Here is an 18,252-nt window from a genome sequence, read left to right as displayed (position 1 = left end):
GTCACCTCTTATGAATATATATGTATATTTATACTAACATTTCAAAGTAAAAACCACAAGAGAAAGAGGATATGACGTAATTTGCCACATCCTCTTATACATGGAATATTACAATTCACTATTTCAACTCACTATGAGCTGTATCAACTACACCTTTAAAATTTGTAAACGGCTCAATTTCCTGACCTTCTTTAGGGTTTACTAGATGGAATAAAAATTCGATATTGCCTTCTCCACCTGTAATTGGTGAATAGGATGCATCTTTTACGACAAACCCAATATCAGTAGCCATTTTCGCCGTTTCTTCGAGTACCTCAAGATGTATTTTTGGATCTCTAACAATCCCTTTTTTCCCTACATTTTCCTTGCCGGCTTCAAATTGTGGCTTCACTAATGCCATGACATCTCCACCAGGTATTAAAATTGTTTTTAATACAGGCAAAATAAGCGATAACGAAATAAAGGAGACATCGATTGTAGCAAATTCAGGCAAGCCGGCAGTGAAATCTTCAGGCTTTGAATATCTGAAATTTGTTTTTTCCATTACTGTTACACGTTCGTCCGAGCGAATTTTCCATGCAAGTTGATTGGAGCCTACATCAAGTGCATAACAATGTTTTGCACCATTTTGCAGCGCACAATCAGTAAAGCCTCCTGTTGAAGATCCGATATCCAGCATTAGCTTTCCTTCCACTGACATATCAAATACTTCTAAAGCCTTTTCAAGTTTTAATCCACCGCGGCTTACGTATTTAAGTTGTGAGCCTTTTACTTGTAGAGGGGCATCAACAGGGATTTTCTCCCCAGCCTTATCGATGCGCGTTTCATTTGAAAAAACAAGTCCAGCCATGATGGAACGCTTAGCTTTTTCACGAGTTTCACACAACCCTCTCTCTACAAGTAAAATATCCACTCTTTCCTTTATTTGTTTTGTCATACCATCTTAGTTCCTATTGTTTTGTTACTCTTTAGCATCTGTTCAATACGGGCAACCGTTTCATCTTTTGTAATATGAACTTCCTCTAAAAGTAAATCCACACTACCCTGTTCAACGAATTGGTCCGGAATTCCGATGCGGTCAATTTCGATATCACGATAGTCATTATCCGTTGCAAATTCAAGAACAGCACTGCCAAAACCGCCTTGCAATACACCTTCTTCAATCGTTAAGATAGGCATCTTTTTGGACATTAAATCATGCAGCATAGCCTCATCAAGTGGTTTTATAAAACGGGCATTTACTACTTTTACATTTATGCCCTTCTCAGAAAGCTCCTCTGCAGCCTCTAATGCCATTGGAATCGTTGTGCCAAATGTTAGAATAGCTGCATCTTGCCCTTCTCGTAAAACTTCCCAAGAACCAATCGGAATCGTTTTCATTTCTTCATCCATTGGGACGCCGTATCCGTTTCCGCGAGGGTAGCGTAAAGCGATTGGACCGTCATTATATTCAATTGCTGTTTTGACCATATGCTGACCTTCATTTTCATCTTTAGGCATCATTAAAACAATATTTGGAATATGTCTCAAGAAGGCAATATCAAAAACCCCTTGATGTGTTTCCCCATCAGCTCCAACAAGCCCAGCACGATCTATTCCAATAAAAACATTTAAATTTTGCCGTGCTATATCATGCAACACCTGGTCATACGCTCTTTGTAAAAACGTAGAATAAATTGCTAAGAAAGGTTTCATTCCTTGCGTTGCAATTCCAGCAGCCATTGTTGTAGCATGTTGTTCAGCAATGCCCACATCAAAGAAGCGGTTTGGAAATTCTCTTTGAATTCCTTCCATTTTTGATCCAACAGGCATAGCTGGTGTAATAGCAACTATTCGCTGATCATCCCTCATCAATTTACGAACAGATTCTGAAACTAAGCTGCTCCATGCTGGTCCTTTGGCATTTGATTTAACAAATGCGCCTGTTTCCATTTTATATGGACCTGTACCATGCCATGTTCCAACTGTATCTTCCTCCGCTGGTTTATACCCTTTTCCTTTTTTTGTAATGACGTGAACAATGACAGGACCCTTCACTTTTTTAGCATATTCTAATGTTTTATCTAATGCTTCAAAATCATGGCCATCAATTGGTCCTAAATATTTAAAGCCCATTTCTTCAAAAAATACGCCGGAGACAACTAGGTATTTTAAGCTATCTTTTACTCGTTCCGCTGTACTTGCAACTTTACCACCAAGGACAGGAATTTTTTTCATTAGTGACTCTAGCTCTTCTTTTGCTTTTGAATACTCCTTCGCTGTACGAAGTCGACCAAGAATATTGTGAAGAGCTCCGACATTAGGCGCGATTGACATTTCATTGTCATTTAAAATGACGATCATATTTGTTTTTTCATGTCCAATATGGTTAAGTGCCTCAAGTGCCATTCCACCTGTTAAAGCACCATCACCAATAATTGGTACAACGTAATTATTTTCTTTTTTAATATCACGTGCAATGGCCATCCCCATCGCAGCAGATAGAGATGTTGAACTATGGCCAGTTTCCCACTCGTCATGCTCACTTTCACTACGCTTTGGGAAACCGCTAAGTCCTTTATATTGACGCAATGAATCAAACTGACTTGCACGCCCAGTTAAAATTTTATGAACATATGCTTGATGGCCAACATCCCATAAAAATTTATCTTTTGGACTATTAAATGCTTTGTGTAAAGCAATTGTCAATTCTACGACACCTAAATTTGGACCGATATGTCCCCCCGTTATTGAACATTTTTCAATAAGAAAAGAGCGAATCTCTCTTGCTAGAGATTCTAACTCCATTTTATTCATTTTTTTCAAAAAGGATGGACTAGTGATTTTGGTTAAATCCATCTCTCACACACCTTTTCATGTAATTATTCAAACATAGCTTTTTACCATTATAACAGTGAAAACTCTTATTCAAAAGTTTTTATATTATCAATTTCGCCTTGGCTAACCAGCTTCCGGATTTCGAACTCGTATTTAGGTCAGCAAGATGTTGGTCACTCAGATGTTGCTACAAAAATTATGTTGTAACAAAAGTTCACTTATTTCTTTCTAAATGAAAATAAAATTAATTATGCCGATGCACTATATATTGAGCAAAGTCTTTTAAAATTGATGTATCTTTATCAATGCTATCTAGTGCAGTTAGCGCTAATTGATAATGTTCATCAAGCTTTTTCCTTGCTCCTTCAAGAGTTAATAATGCTGGGTACGTACTTTTTTGGCTAGCAACATCCTTGCCAGCAGTTTTGCCAAGCTCCTCAGAAGTACCAACAATATCAAGAATATCGTCTTGAATTTGGAATGCAAGTCCAATGTGATGTGCATATTCAACTAATGCCTCACGTTCTTTAGCAGTTGCACCTGATAAAACAGCCCCTGCTTCAATGCTAAAGCGTAAAATAGCACCTGTTTTATTAATATGAACATGCTCAAGTTCTGGTAAATTCAATGAACGCTTTTCACCATCGATATCTAACACCTGTCCACCAACCATACCTTCTGCACCGGCTGCAATACTTAATAAATTAATTAATTCTATTCGATTTTCTGCTGAAACGTTGTCCATTCTTGCCAGAACACCAAAACTTAACGTATTTAATGCATCCCCTGCAAGTGTCGCCAACGCTTCACCGTACACTTTATGATTCGTAGGTTTGCCGCGTCTTAAATCATCATTATCCATACTTGGCAGATCGTCATGAATAAGTGAATATGTATGAATCATCTCGACTGCAGACCCAACAGTATATGCTTCATGTTGTTTATTATGGAACAAATGACAAACTGCTACTACAAAAAGTGGACGAATTCTTTTGCCGCCCGCTTTTAATGAATATAACATTGATTCTTTTAATTGGTTGGGTGCTTGAATTTTTTCTACTAAAGAATATAGCTCACTTTCGATAATTGGTAAATTGTCAGTAATAAACTGGTTTAAATTATTTGTCATAACTAATCCACTCCGTTTGTAGGATCAAATGGCTGCTTTTCTCCATTTTCGTTCACAATTGATATTAACTGTTTTTCAGCACTTTGTAATTTTTCATGGCAAAAATGAGATAATTCCATCCCTTTTTTATATAAATCAATCGCTTCTTCTAAAGGTACATCACCTTGTTCTAGCTTGCGGACTATTTCTTCTAGTTCAGTCATGGCATCTGCAAATGATTGTTTATTTTCCATCCATTACTCCCCTCCTTCATTGTCCTTCGTATTCATAATTTTCGCTTGAGCTTGGCCATCGTGGAAATGAATTGAAATTTCCTCACCTTCTGTTACTTGCGAAATGGACTTGATGACTTTCCCATCTTTATATGCAACACTATATCCCCTTGTCATAATCGCCAGTGGGTTCAGTGCCTGCAATGTTCTAATGATTGAATGATGGGCATCCTTTTTCTTCTCTAATATAGTATAAATGGAACGAGTTAATAAGTTGATAGATTGTTCTAATTGTTTATCATAATACTGAATTGTTTGCTTTGGTGAATGTCGTTTTATTGCAGCATCTAATTTTTGCAATTCATTTTGTTTTTTCATTAAGTACATTTGGGATGAGCGCCCTAATTGCATATCCAGCTGAATTAATTTTTCAGTAAATGGTCGGTAAATTCGTTCGGGTGTTGCTAATGGATATGCATTTTGAAGCTTCTTTAATCTACTACGTTCAAAAGTTAACTTTGCAGTTATAATTTGATGAAGCTGTGATTTACTCGTCAATACTCGTTGATACAACTCCTGCTGATTAGGAACTGCTAATTCGGCGGCTGCTGTTGGTGTTGCTGCACGTAAATCTGCAACAAAATCTGCAATTGTAGTATCTGTTTCATGTCCAACTGCACTTATAATAGGAATTCTACTTTCAAATATAGCTCTAGCCACAATTTCTTCGTTGAATGCCCATAAATCTTCTATCGATCCGCCTCCGCGTCCTACAATTAGGACGTCACAAAGCTGTTGTTTGTTCGCTAAACGAAGATTTTCAACTATATTAGGCGCAGCATTTTCTCCTTGTACAATCGTTGGGTATACAATAATTTCGGCTAATGGATAGCGCCTTGAAATTGTAATGCAAATATCTCGAATGGCAGCTCCAGTAGTGGCCGTTAAGACACCAACTGTTTTTGGGAAATTTGGAATTGGTTGTTTAAAGTTTGGATTAAATAATCCTTCTTGCTGTAATCGTTCTTTTAATTGATTAAAAGCAACATATAAACCACCAACACCATCAGGCTCCATCGTTTGAACATAAAGCTGATAAATACCTGATGCTTCATAAACATTTACTTCACCGCGGATATAGACCATCATGCCTTCTTCTGGCTTAAATTTAAGTTTGCTCGCTTGAGTTCGAAACATGGCAGCAGTAATACGGGCCGAATCATCCTTTAAAGTAAAGTAAATGTGCCCTGAACTATGTATTTTCACATTTGAAAGCTCACCTTTTACATATACCTCACGTAAATGGGGATCTGCATCAAATTTTCGTTTTATATATTTCGTTAATGCTTTAACTGTTAAATACGAAGATGTCATGAGCACGACTCCTTCAATTGAATTTAGAATTAATATGTATGATTTCTTTTAAGGATTGCGATTTCGTTCCAATATAAAAGCTGTTTCTCATCAGAAAAACAGCTTCTGTCTTTTTTATTTTACATGTTTTTAGGTTATTTGTCCTGTAATAATGTATTTTCCGCTGATTGAACTGTGTTATAAAGCAACATTGTAATTGTCATCGGACCAACACCACCAGGAACCGGCGTAATATGTGAGGCAATCGGTTCAACCTCTGCAAAATTCACATCACCGATTAACTTATTATTTTCATCACGATTGATCCCTACATCTATTACAACAGCTCCAGGTTTCACGTGTTCTTTTGTAATAAAGTTAGGACGCCCTACAGCTGCAACTATAATATCTGCTTGTTTTGTAATGGATGGCAAATCAGGTGTTTTAGAATGTGTATATGTAACAGTCGCATCTTTTTGAAGTAAAAGTTGTCCCATTGGCTTACCAACAATGTGGCTGCGCCCAACTACTACTGCATGCTTGCCGGCAACATCAATTCCTGAATATTCAAGTAATTTCATAACACCAAATGGAGTACATGGCAGATATGTATCTTGACCTAACATCATTTTTCCAACACTTACTGGAGAAAATCCATCTACATCCTTTTCTGGTGAAATCGTAGCGATTACTTTATCTTCATCAATATGTTTTGGCAAAGGCAATTGTACTAAAATACCGTGAATATCATTGCGATTATTTAAAGAACGAATTTGTTCAAGAAGTTCTTGTTCTGAAACTTCCTGTGGCAGTTTAACTAGTTCAGAGAAAATACCAATTGCTTCACATGATTTTTGTTTATTTCTTACATATGTTTGAGACGCCGGATTGTCTCCAACTAAAATCACAGCTAAGCCTGGCGTAACACCTTTTTCTTTTAATTGTGCTACTCGTTCGGCTACGGACTTTCGAATTTCTTGACCAATTTCTTTTCCGTTAATAATGCTACTTGCCATTTCGTTACTCCCTTTCATACGACTATTGTTGTGTGAATTTTGATAATACGCCATTTACAAATTTGCTCGATTTTTCATCGCCAAATGTTTTACTTAGCTCAATCGCTTCATTTAATACGACACGGCTAGGGGTATCTTGCATATATTGTAGCTCGTATATTGCAATACGCAGTACTGTTCTTTCTATTTTTGGCAGTCGTCCCAGTGACCAATTATCCAAGTTTTTTTCTAATGCTGCATCAATTTCCTGTTGCTTCTCAGTAACACCGTGAACTAACTGCTCAAAGAATGGATCGGATTCATCTTCGTTTAATACGTGGCCAATCGCTTCTTGTAATGTTAGATCAGTGTTATCTAACTGAAACAGTACTTGCACCGCTTTTTCTCGTGCGTCATGTCGTTTCATGTATAAATCTCCTTCTTTAATAACATTAAGTCTTATAATAACATATTTTAGCTATTCTTACACCGCTTCAAACAATTCAAGTGAAAATTTGAACGAAGAAGCTTTATAAATCAATTATTACCATATTGACTAATGTTTTAGTATTTCATTATGATGGTTATGGAAACGAGGTGGTAATTTTGTGGAAATGGATTGTGTTTTATTCAATGGCATTTATTCTTGGCATATTAATTGCAATGTTTCAATGGCCATTTTGGATTGCAATCGCTGTTTTAATATTTGCATCATTCATAATGATAGGTGATGTATTGTTTACCTTATATGGTACAACGAATATAAATAGAGTTGAGAAATTTATAATAAAAAAGAAAAAAGAGCCAATCTATGCATTTATATATTCACAAGGATTTGGAAAAAAAGAAGATCAGATCATAGCAATAGACGCTATTTTAAAGAAATATAAACAGCAACATATTGTTCACTACTATCGTTGTATTCAAGAATATTTAAAGGATAACCTTGAGCTCGCACTGGACGAAGCAAATAAAATTGGCAAGGAGCCTTTAATGGGTTATAGCAAGGCGCTTGTGCTCGCTAAAATGGGAAAAGAAAATGAAGCACTTTCAAATACTCCTTCGAAACCTTGGATGCAAGAGGCTATTCGTGCTGCTATAGCTATCAGTAAAAATGACGCTGATGCATTTGAGAAACATGCAAATAATGCGATTCATTCAACTAGAGGAATTCAACGTTTAAGCATCATTTATTCTTTTAATCAAATGCGTAAGTGAAGGTAATGAATCACATGTAGCTGCGAGGATAAAGGTACAACAGCATGTTCAAATGAATAAATAGAATATGCTCTTTTTCCCGCATACGAATAAAATGTTACTTAAACACTTGTACTGCCATTACAGTTTTTACCACATGTTATTAAGATTGTCTCTAGTTGTTTTATCAATCATCGGTTCAAATTTATGTTCAAGATCCCAGTATTTAGCTTTTGATTTTTACAAAAAAGGCATTTTCCATATCCCCCTATAGGGCTTACTTCTTTAAATATAATTAAATATTTTACTGTGCAGCCCAATTTTGAATATTAGCAAAAACGGTCTTCGTTATTCGTGTCCCGCGATTTAAATTATTCTTATGTTCTGCAGTGTGTATTGCTCTTGCAATGTTTTCACCTGGTATATACACTGGTGATCCGCTTTGACCTCTACTTGTATCTGCATCATAATAAACTGCTCTTGAATTTAACGGGGGTAATTTAATTGTTCCAGAATGATACCATTGTGTATATAATGGTTTATTTGCATCGAGATCATCTCTATCAGCCGGATATCCCGTAACCCTTGCGAATTCCCCACCAAAATTTGAATTAGTAGCTACTCCATAACCGAAAGTACCAATAGTTGAGGGAAAGGTTCCAGATATATTAATAACAGCATAATCGTAATTTCTATCTGAATATTCCGTCCAACCTGTTACAGAATAAAGATTTTCTGATTCAAATGCACCATACGGGAAATTGTTTGAGCCATTAGCACCAGGTCTAACTGTTATCCCAGTTGCCCATCCACCATTCCCTTTACTATATACACAATGTCCTGCTGTTAATACTGAATCTCTATCTATTATAAAGCCTGTACATCGAGAAGCTTTACCATCTGGCCACCTAACAAATAAATAGGAAATGGCATTATAAGGGGGAATAGTTGTGTTTGTATTTTGAACTCTTCTATCTTTTGTTGCAATAAGACCATATGGTGAAATTATTTGCTCTTGTTTATTACTCAGAAGCTTCCCTTCATTATCTGAGAAAGTTATTTCATATGTTAATTCATCTTCTAATACCTCATCATTTACTGTTTCATTAAAATCTGATGAAATATTATAAACTTTTGATTCTTTCGGAATAATTGATTTTACTTCAAGGGAATTTTTAGTTATTAAGCTAGTAGTAGGAAGTAATAGGTCTAAATTTTCGTTATTAGAAACTGGTGTATCTTTTTCCAAAGATTCCGCATTACTCTTATTCGAAATAAATAAACTACCTATTATTATTGAAAAACTTAGAAAGAATATAAATCCTTTTTTGTTTAGCATTATTTCTACTCCGTTCTTTCAAATACATAAATATTTCTTCACATATAAATGTAAGTTATATAAATCTTGAAATCTCATTCACTTCCTGCGTGTTGTTTAACATGTTAACTTTGAAAAATCATCCGAGATGATGACAGAATTTCTATGAAATACATTCACCTTTAAATGGAGGTACATACCAAATAATCAGGTTTAAAACTCGTAAATACAGTTCTTCATCCTCTTTATAAAAAGGTTCCTTGTATATTTTATTCTATTTTTTCTACGGTTATAGTAATAACTTGGCCTGGAGCACTTTCCATAACTTCGCCATTATATCCAACTTCTATCTTATCACCAATACTAAATGTTTCATTAGTGTTTTCAGGAATATCTATAGACACAGTGCCAGATAATTTCGTTCCTGTTGATTCTTCAACATTAACAAGCGCACCATTACTAGATAATTCTTCAATTGTCCCGATAAATGTAGCTTTCACTTCTTTATCGCCGCTTCCTGATTTACAAGCAACTAATAAGCAACACAATAACACTATAATCACTAACTTTGGATTAAATAGTGATTTTGTAACCTTAACTATCCCCATCAATTTACCTCCGTTTTTTTATTTCATAAAGGCAGGCTTTTAAAATAACTTTTAAGTTTTTTCTTCATATATAATTACTCCTATAATAAATTTCCCTCTATTAATTTCAGACTAGTTTAATAGTACATCATGTTTATTGTATAATTAAGGTCATTTTTCATAATGTGCAAAAGTTCAGTACTAAATTCCTTTTATTCCTTTAACTGCTAGCGATATAAATAGTAAACCTGCATTGACTACACTGGTCGCAATCCTCATATCTGGTACCATGCCGACAACATCAGTCCTGACTTGCAAGAGACGTTAAGGCTGCCAAGAATGGTGTAATCAAAGGAATCTTGCGTATCCAGTGTCTTTCGCAAAACAATATCGTCATAGGCATTGTCCGGAAGTACTCTTTTAAGTGTTTAAAAGAAATCGGGAATATCCATTATAAGATGCCGATAAACCGAATTAGGCGATAGTTCCTCAGCTAATAAGCTATTTACATTCTCTAGAAAAACCACTGTTATACTGCCCTATATTTTTAAATTATCTGTTAAAAAATAACATCATGCAACAAATATCCAACTTAAACTAACGGTGTCAGCCTACAAATAAAATGGACTGGCACTTTATTATTTCTTTTTCATTTATAAAGTCATATGTGTGTAACAACATTCCAAAAAAGTGTACATTATGTAAAATATTGGTTTTTCCTACCAATTTTTGTGTTATAATGACATACAAAATGTAAGAAAAAGTTAATACTAAAAAACATGGCCATTTAACTGAGCCAAAGAATAACATCGAGAGGGACGTGATGGTTTGAAGACTTTACTAATTATTGTAGGAATTATTGCGGCAATTGTAATTTTACTTATCATAGGTTTGATTACAGCAAGCAAACGAATTGAGAAAAAGAATAAAAAATTACGAGAAGAAATGGAAATGGCTAACACTTTGCCGAAGGAGAAACAGCATTTACTTGCCTACGGTGCCAATCTCTCTCTTTACCGCTCTGAGTCGCCACGCATACTTGCAGTGAAGGTAGATTATGAGACTTTGAAGGAAGGGCTTTCTGCATCCTGGGACGTTAGTAATACGGAGGAGGCTGTACAAACCCTGGAATGGCTACTTACGGAAGGGCATCGTACGAGATATGATCAGCTTCTTATAGCGTTAAAAGCTGGCCAAACTTTTACGGAGGATGAAGTTGGGAAATCGCAGGAATGTTATGAAACAGCCCAAGAAGTAATAATGAAAAAGCTTTCCTTTACGACGTCCGATTTTGATCAGATAGACACCATCGCTGCCTGGGATTTTGACCGAGCTGTAAATATTGCAAGATGGAGCTACATACTTGGTTATCTAACTGAAGAACAGGCATGGGGCTATATAGAGAGAGCTGCTGATGCTGCTAGCCAATTGTTCGAATCCTGGAAGGACTATTTTATTTCATTTGCATTTGGCCGAGCCATTGCTTACGAGGGTGACATTTACGATATACTTTGGAATGGACAAAAACTGCTGAATGAAAAGGACTCAATCTGGAATGAATTTAGCATTAAACGATCCAAAACAAAAAGCCAAGTAATTTAGGATTGGACAAGGTCTGAGAGAGTTTGCTGCCCTGCTATACATAAGAGCCACCAACCATTGGGCTAGATTACCTATTCTCACAGACCTCTTGCCCTGTTCTCCCAATTTTTCGCCTTTACTTATGATATTGTTCTCCCACATAATTCCGTTATTTCTTAGGTATCCCTTTCCCATCATTTAAGATAGTCTACCGTTATTTTCGTTTGAACTCTTCTTTATTAGTCTACCTAGTGAGTCAAACTCAGTAAACTTCTGTCTTGTCTTGACGAGTGAATTTGACATCATGCCATTCCTATAAAACTCATAATTCCACGTATCACCATTGTTTTCGACTTTCTCTACTAGATTTCCTTCTTCATCATAGGAGAATTTCGCATCTTTTGTTTCTAGTAGTCTACTGCCTGGGCCGTATACGCGATCTGATTTCTCACGTGTTTCATATAGATTGCCGACATCGTCTACACTTCGGTAAAGGAAATCGAATTGACTGTCTTGGTTGGCCCACACTAGGTTGCTAAATTCGTCGTAACCGTAAGTGACTTTTACTCCGGTTAGTTCGTTGACCATGCTGCGGAGGCGGTGATTGACATCCCAGTTATACACGCGTCTTCGCGTATCACGGTTTTGACTTTTTACTCGATGGTGTGTGGGTCTGCCGGTGATATCATATTGCCATTTACTAATGACATCGCCCGGTAAGATTCTTTCAATCTCCTGACCTAGTTCATTGTACTGCATAGAAGCATTCCACTGGTTTTGATCAGAGTGAGAAGCGGTCATTTGCATGACATTGCCCATTTCATTACGAGCGACTGTAATGTTTGCGCCAAGGCTACTCGTAATTTGAGAACGGTTGCCTAGTTCATCGTAGCTACTTTCAATCCAATGGTCGTTTTGCCACTCTTTGATCACTTGACCGGATACGTCACGCTCGAGCTTGACGGTCACATGGTCGTTTGCCGTCTCTTTTAACAAACCATTTTTGTCATAAGTAAATGTTTCCCATGTATCGTCATAATAATACGCTCGAATGACATTTCCTAGATTGTCATGTTGGTAGGCTGTCCAGCGATTGCCTGGACGTTGAATTCTCTGAACCAAGCCTGCTAGACTTCGTTCATACGTTTTCTCCATCTCATCAAAGCCGATTTCTTTAATGATATTGCCTTTTGCATCCCGTTCAAACCGATACGCTTCGCCTTTTTCGTTGAACACAGCGGTTAACTGCTCTTCTGTATCATAGGCGAATCGGACTTTCTTCCCACCTTGTTCTCGGGATGTAAGGCTACCAAGAATCGTATAATCAAAGGATACTTGGGTATGGTTGTCTTTCGCAAAAACAACATCATCATAGCCATCATACTGCAATTGTACGTCGTTGCCATCTGATAGCTTTGCACGTGTAAGACCATGCAGTACTAATCACTTAATTAGCGTTTTATATACAATGAAGAACAATTCCATTTCTAACGCAAAAAAATATGTAAAGAAAGGGCTTAAAGACTCCTCTTTACATATTTATAAGTTTAACCCTAAATTTAAAAAATACTACTTCTCCATCTATATATTGCACTTAATATCTATAATTAACACTTTCATTAACCCTGTTCTAGCGGAAGATTAAGTAAATAAATATACCTACTACAATTCCTAACTAAAAACATATGTAAAGTAGAGCTTATTTACTTCACATATGTTTTGGAAATAAAATTATAATATTACAAATATCATCCAGTTAATAATACAAAATCGGATGTAGACTACACTATTCAAGTAAATCTTTTGGTGTTATCCCACGGTTATTTGCCTTATTGAGATCTGCTCCATTCTCTAATAAATATCTAATCGTTGGTGTTTCACTACTATTCTCCATTATCGCTCTCCATAATGGAGTATTACCTATGTTATCTACTGCATCAATTTCAGCGCCATTCGATATAAGAACCTTTGCAATATTACATCTGTCATAAATAGCTGCAAAATGTAGTGCGGTTAATCCAAATTTATCTTTAGCATTAACATTACATCCTTTATTTACAAGATAAATAACAATATCGTCCTTTCCTTCAACGATTGCGGACATCAAAAACGTACGGCCATCCCTATCGACACTATCTAAACCATATTTTTGTAAAAAATCATTGATATTTTCTAAGTTTGATTCATTTATTAATTTATACAACTGCGTATCATCGAATTTATTCATCTTCTCTTCTTTCCTCCCCTACACGGTTTACCTGATTTATCCTCATTCTTGTGAGATTGATTTAACACTGGGTCCTCAATGTGGTACAAATCAGGGTTATTCATTCTATCATTAAATTCTTTTTGCGTTAAACCTTCAGCTTCGGCTTTCGCAACTTCACGCCAGTGCTCATGACCTGGTTTATGACCGATATCATACAATCCATCTGCAATACTATAACTTCGTCGTCTTCCACCAGGTATAGGTGTACCCTCATTGCTATCTAAAAAACGGCCATTTTTTATTTTTGCTTTCTTTTCAATTGCCATTCTAGTAGATTTTCTAATATAAGGTCGTCTTAATAAACCAAATACATCAACTTCAAATAATGGATCGCTTACGTACCCATACAACGTAGGATTATTCCCCGCAAGCCCAATCGGGTCAATCTGTGTATAATTCCCCTGTTCTGGGTCATAGTATCGGAATCGGTTATAATACAATCCAATTTCCACATCTTCATACTGTCCCTGATACCTAAATGGAATGAAATCTTTCTCGCCTGTAAATTCTTTCACTCGACCATAAACATCAATCTCGGCTGACCAAATTCTATTCCCCTCATCATCATAAGCTTCGACAGGAGTTCCTAGATAATCACTAATAATGCTATAATGGCCTTCACTTGTGATTTTAGCTGAAGGGACAAAGCCATCATTAAATACCCATGTGACTAGATTAGGTTCAGCCGGATCATTCTGCGAATCAAACTCATGCAGAATCGTATTCCCATCCCACACGAATCTCTTGATTTTTTCGTCAGAACTCTTCTCTATCCGCCTACCCAGAGTGTCATACTTGAAAGTTACTTCCAACTTATCTGGCTTGATGACCCTCGACATCATCCCATTGCCATAATACTCGTACTTCCACGTATCACCATTGGTTTCGACTTTCTCTACTAGATTTCCTTCTTCATCATAGGGAAATTTTGCATCTTTCGTTTCTAGCAATCTGCTTCCAGCACCATAGACGCGATCTGTTTTTTCCCGCGTTTCATACAAATTCCCAACATCGTCCACACTGCGGTATAAGAAATCAAATTGACCACCCTGATTAGACCAGACGAGGTTCCTAAATTCATCGTAACCATAAGTCACTTTTACACCTGTTAACTCGTTAACCATGCTGTGTAATCGGTGATTAACATCCCAATTATAAACGCGTCTTCGTGTATCGCGATTTTGGCTACTTACTCGATGATGTGTTGGTCTACCTGTGATATCATACTGCCATTTACTAATGACATCTCCTGGTAATCATATTCTTCGGTAATAATTGCTAACTTAAAGGACCTTTAATATTCTTTCACCACATTTATTTTGAGTTATTCATTGTATTTCACCATATAAAAAAAACACCCTAAAGTTAGAATTATTGACTCTAACTTTAGGGGTGCGGGACAGTACTAAGTGTCCCTTTTAGTATCACTATCTTTCTACTTCCAATTCAGTATTATAAATCAACAAATTCCGGACTACGTACATTTCCTTCTTTAACTAATAGAACACCTTTAATTTTTTCTTTTCTGCAAGCATCCACGAAAACTTCATCTACAACAATCTCTTCTTTTGATTCTTTCATTCTTACTATATGATATCCATTAAGGGATCCTGGAATAAGAGCAATAAAATTTAAACTAATTGGCCCATCAGGTATGGATTTAACTAGTGGTTCATAGTCTGATCTACTATGATCTAAACAAGGAATTAGATTTAAAACATTCATTACAAAGTATGAATCATTTATTTCTCCGGTTTCTGTAGATTTTATAATTGCAGGAATAAACTCACAATCTGAACCTAATCTTTCTATTAGCCTTTTTAACTTTAAACTTACTAATTTGCCACCGACTGTTGGTAAGATATCATACTGTTCTAGATATGGATCGAACCTATCTACCACGTATAAAAGTTTTTCACTCTGAGAATAAGGTATTCCTTTTTCCAAATCAAATCTATTATACTTGTTTTCATCAGAATAAAAGAAATATACATCTCGTTTGTAAGAAGCTAACAATCTGAAATAACTCATCTTATACTCATCCTTCACAATGTAGTCTGGTTTTGCCAGTCCTAAGATTTTTTCTTTCCCTATTTATTATATCTTGCATAGCTTCGTGGTATTGCTTAGAAGTCCATTCGCCTGATTGACCTAATTGTACTAATTTATCTAACTCCGCACGCATAAATTCATTATAAGCTTTATGATGGTTATTATATCCTCTATGGACACTTCTAGTCGAATGATAATCTCTACTAGTAGGTAGATATATCGTATTACGTATATTATTTACATCATATCCACTTAATTTAAAAATTTCATGAGGATTTGCTCCATCATATAATGATTTCGGAATAATATGATGTAATTGATATCCTTTAGGCTTAGGCATATTTCCATAACTCCACCCACTTGCTGGCATTGACTTACCAAACGCTAGCCCAAATGGATCTGTTTCAATAGTTGGATTATATACATAACCATAAAGCGAAGGATTACCACCAGAAAGTCCAATTGGATCAATCTGTGTGTACATTCCATCACTTGGAGAATAGTATCGGAATCGGTTATAATACAATCCTATTTCTACATCTTCATACTGCCCTTGATAACGGAATGGAATAAAGTCTTTCTCGCCTGTAAATTCTTTCACTCGTCCATATACATCAAGCTCAGCGGACCAAACCCTATTACCATCTTCATCATATGCTTCAACAGGTGTTCCAAGATAATCACTAATAATACTGTAATTACCTTCACTCGTAATTTTAGCTGAAGGGACAAAGCCATCATTAAACACCCATGTGACTAGGTTATCACTATCTGGTTCAGCCGAATCATTTTGCGAATCAAACTCATGTAGAATCGTATTCCCATCCCACATGAATCCTATTGTCTTCTCTTCAGAACTCTTCTCTATTCGCCTACCTAGTGAGTCATACTTGAAAGTAATTTCTGTCTTGTCTGGTCGGATGACTTTTGACATCATGCCATTGCCATAGTACTCGTACTTCCACGTATCACCATTCTTTTCGACTTTCTCAACGAGATTTCCTTCTTCGTCATAAAAGAATTTGGCATCTTTCGTTTCTAGCAATCTGCTTCCGGCACCGTAGACACGATCTGTTTTTTCCCTTGTTTCATACAAATTGCCGACATCGTCGACGCTGCGGTATAAGAAATCAAATTGACCACCCTGATTAGACCACACTAGGTTACTAAATTCGTCGTAACCGTAAGTGACTTTGATACCGGTTAACTCGTTGACCATACTGCGTAATCGATGATTGACATCCCAGTTATATACGCGTCTACGAGTATCGCGATTTTGACTCTTTACTAGATGGTGTGTTGGTCTACCTGAAATATCATATTGCCATTTACTGATAACATCTCCAGGTAGGATTCTCTCAATCTCTTGGCCTAGCTCATTGTACTGCATGGAGGCTGTCCACTGGGCTTGGTCGGAGTGAGAAGCGGTCATTTGCATGACATTGCCCATTTCATTACGAGCGACTGTAATGTTTGCGCCAAGGCTACTCGTAATTTGAGAACGGTTGCCTAGTTCATCATAGCTACTCTCAATCCAATGGTCATTTTGCCACTCTTTGATCACTTGACCAGATACGTCTCGCTCTAGCTTTACAGATACATGGTCATTGGCAGTCTCTATTAATAAACCATTTTTGTCATAGCTAAATGTTTCCCAAGTATCGTCATAATAATCCGCTCGAATGACATTTCCTAGATTGTCATGTTGATATGCTGTCCAGCGATTACCAGGTCGATTAATTCTCTGAACCAATCCTGCTAGACTTCGTTCATACGTTCTTGTCATATCATCAAAGCCAATTTCCTTGATGATATTCCCTTTCGCATCCCGTTCAAACTGATACGCTTCGCCTTTTTCGTTGAACACAGCAATTAACTGCTCTTCTGTATCATAGGCAAATCGAACTTTCTTCCCGCCTTGTTCTCGGGACTTCAAGCTGCCAAGAATGGTGTAATCAAAGGAAACTTGCGTATGATTGTCTTTCGCAAAAACCACATCGTCATAGCCATCATACTGCAACTGAACGTTGTTCCCATCTGAAAGAGTTGCTTGGACAAGCCTATTTAGGTAATCATAACGGTACTTCTCAGTGGCTCCTAACGGATTGGTCGTCGCAATACAATTTCCACGGTCGTCATACTCCCATGTGGAACTTGTGCCATCTGGCAATGTCAGTTGAAATAAGTATTGATCAGCTTATGGATCAAACACTAAATACACGACACATTAATTTCATCTCTAAAAACACAAAAACATAGGTAAAGAAGTGCTAATAGCATCTTCATACCTATGTTGTTTGGAAACGCTATAATCTTGAGTTCCTCTGTTACTAACCTTAGCAGTAGGCTCACTAGTTCAAAAAGAATCTTGAATTTTATAACCTGATTCTTGTGCCAACTTCTTAATTTCATCAATTCTATTAAGAAAACAACGATCAGAACGTAACAGTCATTTTCATTAAAAGCAAAGAGAAAAAAATCCATATACTATGGAATTTATTACTCCTATAGCTACAAGAATATAGGAGTATATTAAATGGCTTATTATAAGCCTGTGTACATAATATCATAGAGGCTTGTTTAATCGACTAATCCTTTTAATTTTGAATTATCAATCCAAGTGTGTATTGCATAATAAAAGTGCAGACTAGTGCAACGAATTTGTACAGAGTCTAGCACTTTTTTAGTGCAAAAAAATAGACTTGCCAGCCACCCCAAGTCACTCTACTGTTAAAGTGTCGA

The 18,252-nt window shown here is 36.5% G+C and carries 16 protein-coding genes; 2 read left to right on the top strand and 14 right to left on the bottom strand.

The window, feature by feature from the left end; translation table 11 throughout:
• Positions 1-118: 118 nt before the first annotated feature.
• The 7 genes from EKG35_RS13535 to nusB form a co-directional block, all read right to left on the bottom strand.
• Positions 119-937 carry a TlyA family RNA methyltransferase gene (locus tag EKG35_RS13535; protein WP_126295074.1) on the bottom strand — a complete coding sequence of 273 codons (819 nt, stop codon included), beginning with the start codon at positions 935-937 and terminating at the stop codon, positions 119-121.
• On the bottom strand, positions 934-2,838 hold the full coding sequence (dxs, locus tag EKG35_RS13530) for a 1-deoxy-D-xylulose-5-phosphate synthase (protein ID WP_126295073.1): 1,905 nt from the start codon (positions 2,836-2,838) through the stop codon (positions 934-936). The genes EKG35_RS13535 and dxs overlap by 4 nt, the downstream gene beginning before the upstream one ends.
• A gap of 223 nt (positions 2,839-3,061) precedes the next feature.
• Positions 3,062-3,946, bottom strand: coding sequence for a polyprenyl synthetase family protein (locus tag EKG35_RS13525; protein WP_126295071.1), 885 nt, complete (start codon positions 3,944-3,946; stop codon positions 3,062-3,064).
• 2 nt (positions 3,947-3,948) lie between these two features.
• On the bottom strand, positions 3,949-4,179 hold the full coding sequence (locus tag EKG35_RS13520; RefSeq protein WP_126295069.1) for an exodeoxyribonuclease VII small subunit: 231 nt from the start codon (positions 4,177-4,179) through the stop codon (positions 3,949-3,951).
• A 3-nt stretch (positions 4,180-4,182) separates the two neighbouring features.
• Entirely contained in the window at positions 4,183-5,532 is a 1,350-nt protein-coding gene (gene xseA, locus EKG35_RS13515) for an exodeoxyribonuclease VII large subunit (protein WP_126295068.1), read from the bottom strand.
• 134 nt (positions 5,533-5,666) lie between these two features.
• A complete protein-coding gene (folD, locus tag EKG35_RS13510; RefSeq protein ID WP_126295066.1) occupies positions 5,667-6,527 on the bottom strand; it encodes a bifunctional methylenetetrahydrofolate dehydrogenase/methenyltetrahydrofolate cyclohydrolase FolD in 861 nt (286 codons plus the stop codon).
• Positions 6,528-6,549: 22 nt separating this feature from the next.
• Complete coding sequence (gene nusB, locus EKG35_RS13505; protein ID WP_126295064.1) at positions 6,550-6,933, bottom strand: transcription antitermination factor NusB; 384 nt, start codon at positions 6,931-6,933, stop codon at positions 6,550-6,552.
• A 179-nt stretch (positions 6,934-7,112) separates the two neighbouring features.
• Between nusB and EKG35_RS13500 the strand changes: the two genes are divergently transcribed.
• Positions 7,113-7,724 carry a hypothetical protein gene (locus EKG35_RS13500; protein ID WP_126295063.1) on the top strand — a complete coding sequence of 204 codons (612 nt, stop codon included), beginning with the start codon at positions 7,113-7,115 and terminating at the stop codon, positions 7,722-7,724.
• 283 nt (positions 7,725-8,007) lie between these two features.
• Here EKG35_RS13500 and EKG35_RS13495 read toward each other — a convergent pair whose 3' ends face one another.
• On the bottom strand, positions 8,008-9,042 hold the full coding sequence (locus EKG35_RS13495) for a trypsin-like serine peptidase (RefSeq protein ID WP_126295061.1): 1,035 nt from the start codon (positions 9,040-9,042) through the stop codon (positions 8,008-8,010).
• 248 nt (positions 9,043-9,290) lie between these two features.
• On the bottom strand, positions 9,291-9,629 hold the full coding sequence (locus tag EKG35_RS13490; protein WP_126295059.1) for a DUF3221 domain-containing protein: 339 nt from the start codon (positions 9,627-9,629) through the stop codon (positions 9,291-9,293).
• 807 nt (positions 9,630-10,436) lie between these two features.
• On the opposite strand from EKG35_RS13490, the gene EKG35_RS13485 reads away from it, so the two are divergent.
• The gene (locus EKG35_RS13485) at positions 10,437-11,210 is read left to right on the top strand and encodes a DUF1266 domain-containing protein (RefSeq protein WP_126295057.1); all 774 of its coding nucleotides are present in this window, start codon (positions 10,437-10,439) and stop codon (positions 11,208-11,210) included.
• A 177-nt stretch (positions 11,211-11,387) separates the two neighbouring features.
• On the opposite strand, the gene EKG35_RS13480 is transcribed toward EKG35_RS13485, so the two are convergent.
• The 5 genes from EKG35_RS13480 to EKG35_RS13460 form a co-directional block, all read right to left on the bottom strand.
• The gene (locus EKG35_RS13480) at positions 11,388-12,578 is read right to left on the bottom strand and encodes an RHS repeat domain-containing protein (protein ID WP_185807759.1); all 1,191 of its coding nucleotides are present in this window, start codon (positions 12,576-12,578) and stop codon (positions 11,388-11,390) included.
• A 397-nt stretch (positions 12,579-12,975) separates the two neighbouring features.
• Complete coding sequence (locus tag EKG35_RS13475; RefSeq protein WP_126295053.1) at positions 12,976-13,416, bottom strand: ankyrin repeat domain-containing protein; 441 nt, start codon at positions 13,414-13,416, stop codon at positions 12,976-12,978.
• The gene (locus EKG35_RS13470) at positions 13,413-14,699 is read right to left on the bottom strand and encodes a GH-E family nuclease (protein WP_484177324.1); all 1,287 of its coding nucleotides are present in this window, start codon (positions 14,697-14,699) and stop codon (positions 13,413-13,415) included. The genes EKG35_RS13475 and EKG35_RS13470 overlap by 4 nt, the downstream gene beginning before the upstream one ends.
• A gap of 211 nt (positions 14,700-14,910) precedes the next feature.
• Entirely contained in the window at positions 14,911-15,507 is a 597-nt protein-coding gene (locus tag EKG35_RS13465; protein ID WP_126295049.1) for an imm11 family protein, read from the bottom strand.
• Entirely contained in the window at positions 15,497-17,680 is a 2,184-nt protein-coding gene (locus tag EKG35_RS13460; RefSeq protein WP_126295047.1) for an AHH domain-containing protein, read from the bottom strand. The genes EKG35_RS13465 and EKG35_RS13460 overlap by 11 nt, the downstream gene beginning before the upstream one ends.
• Positions 17,681-18,252: the final 572 nt, after the last annotated feature.

The organism is Lysinibacillus telephonicus (assembly GCF_003966145.1).
GTDB lineage: Bacteria > Bacillota > Bacilli > Bacillales_A > Planococcaceae > Ureibacillus > Ureibacillus telephonicus.
Note: the sequence above shows the minus strand (reverse complement) of the source record. Positions and strands in the feature narration are given on the sequence as shown.